This is a genomic window from Nostoc sp. (assembly GCF_036919815.1).
Taxonomy (GTDB): domain Bacteria; phylum Cyanobacteriota; class Cyanobacteriia; order Cyanobacteriales; family Nostocaceae; genus Nostoc.
Window position 1 is genome coordinate 33,300 of record NZ_JBALCE010000047.1, and the last position, 8,162, is coordinate 41,461.

Consider the following 8,162-nt stretch of genomic DNA (forward strand, 5'->3'; position numbering starts at 1 on the left):
AAGACTTATGATGCAGTTAATGACTTTAGCCAGGTGATTCGAGAACATGGATTTACGAACCGCAGAGACGCAGAGGAAACAGAGAGAAGAAAAAATGCTTAACCCAAGCGTATTGAATTATCAATTATGAATTTGTAAAATACTCCATTGCTGTTTCTACTTTCTCAACTTGCCTGGGTGCTTGCATTTCGTAAAAAAGTGCGTAGGCGTAGCCCGTTGCAGACATCGCTTGCACAAAACTTTCCCTACTGTGATCAATTTCACCCATTTTTTTATGAGTCAATGCTAACTGATAATAAGCCTCAGCTAAGTCTGATTTAGCACCGATTTTATCCAGAATTTCTATTGCTTCTGAATGATGAAAAATTGCTTTGGTAAATTCTTTCTCTTCTCGAAAAAGTTCAGCGAGACAACTTATAGCTTTAGCTTTAATCTGGGTAAAGTTGTTTTCATCAGAATGAAGTATAGCTTGTTGGCACAACTCAAAGGATTTTTTAAGATTACCTAAATTTTTATAAGTTAAGCTGAGATTTACTAAACTATGTCCTATTCCCCATAAAGTCACTCTAGTTGATGATGACATTGCAGAAAAGGCATTTTCAGCAAGATTAAAGGCATCTTCTCCTCTACCAGAATATGATTTTATCAAAGCTAGACTGCATTCAGCGTATACCATGTAATCATCAAGGTTACTATTTTGTTCAGCAAGGCTACAAACAGAATTGAAACAATCTTCGGCTGCTTCTATTTCCCATAATTCAAGTTTGCAAAGCCCTGTATTGAATAAAATAGAGAGTTTTGTTGGCTTTTCATCTAACTGGTCTAATATTTCTCCTGATCGATCATAGCATTCTATAGCTTCTCTAATACACCCGATAATTCGATATGTATACCCAAGTATATTGTAAAGTTTAATTAGTCTTTCTGGCGATTTTATATTGTCTATTAACCGTTTAATTACAGAGAAATTTTTCTGGAGCAGTCCCAGTTGGTAAAATGAGCAACCCAAAGGCAACCCTATACTCCACTGTTTACCTCGCCCTTGTAAAATTACATCGCCAGCTTGCTCAAAATTTCTAATTTCTACATAGTGATAATAAGCTTCTAAAGCTGTCAAAGCATCATTGATATTTTTGATTACTTCAACCTGTTGCGTCCAAAAGCCTGCTGCTTTTCGGTTGACTAATTCCCATTCTTCACTGACTAACCTTAACCTACTAATCGCTTCATCACGAATTACAGGATGCAGCCAGTATTGTCCTTTTTTTGCTTCTATTAAAGACAAATCTTGCAGAGCTTTAATTACACTTCTACGTTTTGGTTCTGGTACATCCCAAAGTAAACATAAAACTCCCTCGATCGGTAATGAAGTAATATCTTGATAACGATAGCATCCTAAACGACACAGGAGGCGATAGGCTTCTAAGTCATTTTCTTGGAGACGGGTAAATTGACTGGCGACTAAATCTTTTAATTCTCTTTCTATTAATAAATATGTACAGTTATCCTGCCAATAAGCATATATATCACCGTGAAAATCTGTCAATATTGCTCCTCGGAGAATTTGCATTGCTTTGGCGTTACCTCCATAAGCTCTGCACATTTCACTGAGAATAATAGAATCACAATTGATGTGGCGACGACTAAAAAACTGTCGCCATGCTTCATCATCTAAACCTCCGAGTGGATAGAGATTAACCTCTACACTAGACTCACATAAACGCTCACGACTTGTTACTAAAGTAACTGAATGCACATCGACATCTGCTAATACTCTCAATAGCTGAACATAAGGACGACGATATTCTAGGAACTTGCCATTTTTATCGAGAGCAGTTTCAAGATTATCGATAAACACCCCAATTTTAGAAGTTTGCTCTCGCAATTTCCGCCGTAGTCGCTCCAAGTTGATGCCAAAATCGCGTCCCGGTTCTTCGTTAAAGTCTCGCCGCAGCCATTCTTCAACTACACTCTCTACAGGAGTGATGTTTTGGATTTCTGTGGCCATCCACAGTTCCAGTACAAAATTAAACTTTTGAGTTTTAAAATACTTGCGTGCTAAGGTGGTTTTACCAACACCGCCTTCACCCTGGATGAGAATAACTTTTGCTCCCCGACTGACAAGGGTGTGGAGATCGGCTATTTGGCGATCGCGCCCTACAAAGTTAGAATCTAAATCTTGGGGTTTAGCGTCATTGCCCGCTAAATTGGGAATATTACTAATTTTTTGGGCCTCTTGGCTTGTTCTAAATCCCTGAACCACGCCTTGGAAGGTAGATTTTGAGACTTTCTCTCTCAGCGCTTTTGATAGTAAATGCCAAAGTTCTGCACCAACTGCTTTTAAATGCGCTTCTGTATAACTAGAACTGTTGGCAATATCCTGGTAAGTCCGCTTTTCATCCTCCCACAAATGACGCAAGATAATCCTTTCAGTTTTATCTAAGTGTTTTCCCGTCGTCAGAAAAACCAAGTTATCTACAAACTCTAAGGCTTCTTCTGCACCCATTTGTTAACTTGATGTATCATTTGTAATTCATTATAACCATATTTTTACTACTTTTTCCTACCTATGATAGTACAAATTACTTTTTCCTACTCGGTAGGGGATTTACTTTATCCAACTGCAAAGCATTTTGGACTGTATTACTATTGCAATTAATACAGGCGAAGTTAAGTTAAGCGCGAATAAAAGGTGGTTGAGGAGAGATTTTACCAGCGCTGCTACTGCAAGAACCGTAAATCACAGATATTACTTGTTAGTGTCCCATATTAATCACTCATGAAAGTGGTGTTTACTAAATAGGCAGTAGGTATTAACTAACTAGATTCTGTAGAGGGTATTTACAACTAAGTATCTAAGTCTTTATCCTACAGGAGGTTCAATGATGTTAGACAAAGATTGTCATCATGATTGCAATCAAAATCAGTGTCCTTTTGCCCAAGATACACGTAATTCCAATAGATATGTCTGCCTCAAATGTGGTGTTGAGCGCGAAATAAATAAGTATCCCTCTGGTTTAGGCTCGTTTTTGCTGCTGTTGTTGAGCTTGTTTATTTTGTTCCAACTATTAGCTAATAATAACAAGCAAAATGATCCACAAAGGCAGCAAGAGTCTGGGAATAATTCATCGAATCAGGCAATTCTTCACCTGTAAAACTAATACTGTTCCGACTGGGGATGATTTTTCATCACCTGATTTTTTCAGAAAGCAATGGAAAATCAAAAAGAATATTCACTGTTAAAAATTTAGCTAAATTCGTGAGTAAAATTATGGACACAAATCAGGATACGCTTCTATTTCGCTTTGCTTCTAAATCCTTGAAATATTTCTTGTGGGTGCTATTTGGCATTGCGATCGCCTACGTTCTATCCAGTGGTTTAGGTATCTTACAAATCATCCCCATACTGCTGTACATTTTACAACAGTTTTTGCTTCCACTGGGAATTATGCTATTGTGTTTAATTACAACAGCAGTAATTATTGAATCCCTACGTTAAGAATCTAGGGAGTGGGAAGTAGTTCAATTTTTGATTTGGGATTTGAGATTTTTTCTTAAATCCCAAATCTTCCAAACTCCTGTACGCGATTAATCGCGTCTCTACTTTCCGTAATAAACCCTAGCATTCGCGTATCCTTTATTTCGCAGATATTTATTCCATTCCTCAGCTTGGAATCGATCAGAGAAAGGCCCTACTGCTACGTGTGGACCTCGTGGTTGCGTCCTTTGGAGGACTGCGCCAGATCGTCCTAAATATTGGCTAAATTGAGCTAGATTCTGCCTAATTTGGGCTGCGATCGCAGGTAACTGTTCTGAAGTGGTGGGGATGGCGACATAATATCTAGAGACTGGCCTAATAGCACTTATATTATTATTGCGATCGCCGACAAAGCCTCTATTGCCTACACCTATTTCCTGTCCGTTAGCGAAGCTGATAATCCGGGCGCTATATATACCTCGTGACTGTAACTCACTTACTCGTTGTTGAGCATTAGATACTCTATTAAAAACTCCTGACTGAATTACATTTCGTCCTTGATACTGGCGAATGTAAGCACTAGGTTCAATTCGACGTATTTTTTGTAGCGTCTGGAAATCACTACCATCAACGTAAACTAAATAGCGCTCATAGTTCTGGTTATATTGACTAAACTGTGCAGGTTGAGAGGGCTGAAAATTCTGCTCTAATTGATTGTTTTGTAATGGTTGAGAGGGTTGAAAATTCTGCTCTAATGGATTGTTTTGTAATGGTTGGGAGGGCTGAAAATTCTGCTCTAATTGATTGTCTTGGACTGGTTGTAACTGCGGTGATGGCTGTTGACTAAAGGGAATTATTGGCGGTGGCGGTAAAATTTCACCTGCTTGTTGAGCCAGTAGGACATTGCTGTTGGGGATTTGTGCTTGTGCTGGGGTAGAGTCGGGAATCAGCATTAACCATCCTCCCATTAACAAGGGGAGAAGTTTGATATTCAGCTTCCAACCCTCAGAACTTCGGCGTCGCATCTGAAATTGCATAAATTGACTTAGTATTCCTCTCAACATAGTAGTTAGAAAGTCATCAAAATATTTTTAGGTAATTTCCATCAGGAACTAATTAGTTCACCGTTGTAGTAACTATATAGCGATAACGTCAAATTAGCTCATCTGCGTGGCAAAAAATGCATCTGTAACTAATCTTAGATCAGGCTGATGGGAGAGTGAACAGCGATGTCTACGATGGTCACTGACTTGTGCCGAGCGCAGTCGTACTCCTGGCGGAGGACAAGCTACGCGGAGCGTCTCGTAGAGAGGTAGCTTTGTCGTACCACTTCGTGGAAGCAAGCTACGCGCAGCGTCTCGTAGAGAAGTGCGGGTTACGCCGGAGCTACTTTGGTGAGTTTAAAACTGAAGTGCTTTAGTAGCAAGGCAATGAAAGAGTGTGTGCTACAATTGGACAACCACGCAGCGATCGTGTCGTGCTTTGTATGAAAAAAGTCGTCGTTGGTCTTTCTGGTGGCGTTGACAGTTCCACCGCCGCAGCTATCCTGCACCATCAGGGCTATGAAGTGATTGGTTTGACTCTTTGGCTAATGAAAGGCAAAGGTCAATGTTGCTCTGAAGGTATGGTTGACGCGGCTGATCTCTGTGAACAACTGGGCGTTCCTCATCAGATTGTCGATATTCGGGATCTGTTTCAGACGCAAATTGTCGATTACTTGGTAAGTGGTTACAGTGCTGGAATTACGCCTTTGCCTTGCTCCCAGTGCAATAAAACGGTGAAGTTTGGGCCAATGGTGCAGTATGCTCGTGAAGAATTGGGATGCGATCGCATTGCCACTGGTCATTATGCTCGAATTAGCCATAACCAAGCAACTGGACGTTACGAATTATTAAGGGCTGTTGACCGCAACAAAGACCAGTCATACTTCCTCTATGATTTGTCTCAAGATTTACTTGCAGCAAGTATATTTCCTCTGGGCGAACTAGAAAAAACTGACACGCGCCGCATCGCTACTGAATACGGACTAAAAACTGCTGATAAGCCAGAAAGTCAAGACTTATGCTTAGTGGAAAGTAACGGTTCCATGCGAGCATTTTTAGATAAATATTTAGCTCCCAAAACAGGCGATATTGTGGATGTCACAGGCAAAGTTTTGGGACAGCATGATGGTGTTCATCACTTCACTATTGGACAGCGCAAAGGTTTGGGGATTGCTGCTGCCGAACCGTTGTATGTGATTGAATTAGATGCGGAAAATAATAAAGTAATAGTAGGCGATCGCACTAAGGTAACTCAGCCGGAATGCACTATAAATCGGGTAAACTGGGTTTCTATTGCCGAACCATCGACGCCAATTCATGCTGAAGTGCAAATTCGCTATCGTTCAATGCCTACACCAGTGACAGTGATTCCGTTGGAAAACTCCCGTGTGCGTTTGGTGTTTGATGAACCCCAAATCAGCATCACTCCTGGACAAGCTGCGGTGTGGTACGACGGCGAAAAAGTGTTAGGTGGCGGAATTATTGAGCAGTTTGGTTAAAAATAACTCTTACCCTGTTTTGGCATAAATTAAAACCACCCTTCCTCGCTTGTCAGGAGGGGTATTTTTATTTTTAAATTGGATATATGCCGGAAGAATCTATCTCTGACTAGTTTTTGATACAGTTATTAGAAAGCTATACTTCAGCAGAGGCGGCAGAGATTCAACAATACATAAGTGAGTGGGATACTGCTACTTATACGAGTGTTGCCCAAAGTATCTTAGACCATGCTAATAGAAAAGGAATTGAACCCTTAAAGTATCTACGCAAAGCTCATAACTTTAATAAAAAAGGAGCGATTAGAGTTCCGAAAACTGGATATCGTGGCGATAGTTCAGCTGTATATCGTAAAGGCAATGAATATCTGATTGTTAGACCTGACTAATATGGTACTGAAAAGATAGTAACTTATGGAGTCAATGATGACTAAAGCAATTTTAAATGAGCAAGAATTAATTAAGAAAAATATTAGTCAATTATTAGCACAGTTGACTAACACATATCAAAGTACTCGCACCGAACGACAAGAAATTGCTATTCAGTTTCCACCCGAAGATGAAGAGTTTTCACTTTTAGAAGAACTTGAACTTTTAACAGTAAATCTCAGAGGTTATGCAAGTCAAATTCAAAGCACAGGTCGAATTGTAAACAAAGAGCAGGCAATTGAGCAATTGCAAGCTATGCGAGTTTTAAATGTACGTCAAATTGCGAGTTTTTATTTTGGCAGTAATGGCAATTATGAACAGATAAAGAGTTATATTAGAACGTTAGATTACTTGCGGTTACTGCTGTTGGAATATTTGCAGTTTCAGAGGGACTAAAATCATTACTGATTAACCTTGGTTTGACCCTTTATGCTTGGCGATTCTTTGCTGCACAGCTTGGCGGATGTCTTCCCAGTCGTCATAAGTCATCTCAGAAGGCCATCGCCCTTTGAATTGTCGATGATACCCTATTTATCAACAAAAGCATGGGTTTCATCAACAAAATCGTTCTGTTCATCAACAAAAGCAGGGGTTTCATCAACAAAATCGTTCTGTTCATCAACAAAAGCATGGGTTTCATCAACAAAATCGTTCTGTTCATCAACAAAGGCATGCGTTTCATCAACAAAGGCATGATTTTCGTAACGACAGCTTTTGAGGGAATTGCCAAACCCTCAACGCAGAACTCTAAAATTCTCCTACACCAGGTTTAATTTTTAATTTAAGTCAAGCAACTGTTGACTTTTTACTAGTTGACAGGGTATTATCTAGATAATGGAAAAGGTGCGCTCAGGTATACCACCTTGTACAAAGATATTGGTTACTAATTTTCGACTTAGCGACGCAGCAGTAGAAAAGCAATTAAACCAACAAGAAAACAAAATGCGAATTTTACCCAACGCTGCTGGATAAATTGGATGAACCTCTCCTTTATTCCCCTTGTTGGTGTGGGCGTAGCGTTGATTTCGGCTATGCGACTTTGGGCGTATTCTTGGATTGGTGCATAGTTAATGGTGGTGGCGAGTTCAGCCGCATGAGTTAAAGAATTAATTGCAGCTTCTGAGTCTCCCATCTTTAACTGTGTTTTGGCGATAAAATATGCCAGGTTACGACTTTGACTGTAGATATCGCCAATTTGGATGTAGAGGTTTTGTGCTTGCTGGAGATATTCTAGTGCTTGCTGGGGATTTTCTTGCAACTTACCGAATTCTTGCAGGATGTTAGCTTCCCCCAAGCGAGAACCAGTGTCGCGGTAAAATGACAAAGCGGTTTCGTAGCGTTGTAATGCTTCATCACTGCGTTTGAGGAACTGCAAAACATCGCCGATCGCAATTAATGTATTAGCTTCCCCCAAGCGTGCGCCGATGTCGCGGTAAAATGACAAAGCGGTTTCGTAGTGTTGTAATGCTTCATCACGTCGGTCAAGGAACTTCAAAACATCGCCGATCGCTTTTAATATATTCGCTTCCCCCAAGCGATCGCCGATGTCGCGGTAAAATGACAAAGCGGTTTCGTAGCGTTGTAATGCTTCATCACTGCGTTTGAGGAACTGTAAAACATTGCCGATCGCAATTAATGTATTAGCTTCCCCCAAGCGTGCGCCAATGTCGCGGTAAAATGACAAAGCGGTTTCGTAGCGTTGTAATGCTTCATCAC

Annotated in this window: 8 protein-coding genes; 5 read left to right on the top strand and 3 right to left on the bottom strand. The window is 40.3% G+C overall.

The window, feature by feature from the left end; translation table 11 throughout:
• Positions 1–124: 124 nt before the first annotated feature.
• Complete coding sequence (locus V7K15_RS12225) at positions 125–2,506, bottom strand: tetratricopeptide repeat protein (RefSeq protein ID WP_334905768.1); 2,382 nt, start codon at positions 2,504–2,506, stop codon at positions 125–127.
• A gap of 376 nt (positions 2,507–2,882) precedes the next feature.
• On the opposite strand from V7K15_RS12225, the gene V7K15_RS12230 reads away from it, so the two are divergent.
• Both V7K15_RS12230 and V7K15_RS12235 read left to right on the top strand, forming a co-directional pair.
• Entirely contained in the window at positions 2,883–3,155 is a 273-nt protein-coding gene (locus V7K15_RS12230) for a hypothetical protein (protein WP_334905769.1), read from the top strand.
• 116 nt (positions 3,156–3,271) lie between these two features.
• Complete coding sequence (locus V7K15_RS12235; protein ID WP_334905770.1) at positions 3,272–3,499, top strand: hypothetical protein; 228 nt, start codon at positions 3,272–3,274, stop codon at positions 3,497–3,499.
• Between the two features lie 101 nt (positions 3,500–3,600).
• Here the strand turns inward: V7K15_RS12235 and V7K15_RS12240 are convergent, their stop codons facing one another.
• Positions 3,601–4,515 (bottom strand): hypothetical protein, encoded by a 915-nt coding sequence (locus V7K15_RS12240; RefSeq protein WP_334905771.1) that lies wholly within the window; start codon positions 4,513–4,515, stop codon positions 3,601–3,603.
• A gap of 449 nt (positions 4,516–4,964) precedes the next feature.
• Here V7K15_RS12240 and mnmA point away from each other — a divergent pair, with 449 nt between their 5' ends.
• From mnmA to V7K15_RS12255, 3 genes are all read left to right on the top strand, one after another.
• A complete protein-coding gene (mnmA, locus tag V7K15_RS12245) occupies positions 4,965–6,020 on the top strand; it encodes a tRNA 2-thiouridine(34) synthase MnmA (RefSeq protein WP_334905776.1) in 1,056 nt (351 codons plus the stop codon).
• Positions 6,021–6,136: 116 nt separating this feature from the next.
• Positions 6,137–6,406 carry a hypothetical protein gene (locus V7K15_RS12250; RefSeq protein WP_334905772.1) on the top strand — a complete coding sequence of 90 codons (270 nt, stop codon included), beginning with the start codon at positions 6,137–6,139 and terminating at the stop codon, positions 6,404–6,406.
• A 34-nt stretch (positions 6,407–6,440) separates the two neighbouring features.
• Complete coding sequence (locus V7K15_RS12255; protein ID WP_334905773.1) at positions 6,441–6,842, top strand: hypothetical protein; 402 nt, start codon at positions 6,441–6,443, stop codon at positions 6,840–6,842.
• Between the two features lie 499 nt (positions 6,843–7,341).
• Here the strand turns inward: V7K15_RS12255 and V7K15_RS12260 are convergent.
• Positions 7,342–8,162, bottom strand: an 821-nt coding sequence (locus tag V7K15_RS12260; protein WP_334905774.1) for a tetratricopeptide repeat protein, incomplete at its 5' end; no start/stop codon positions are given.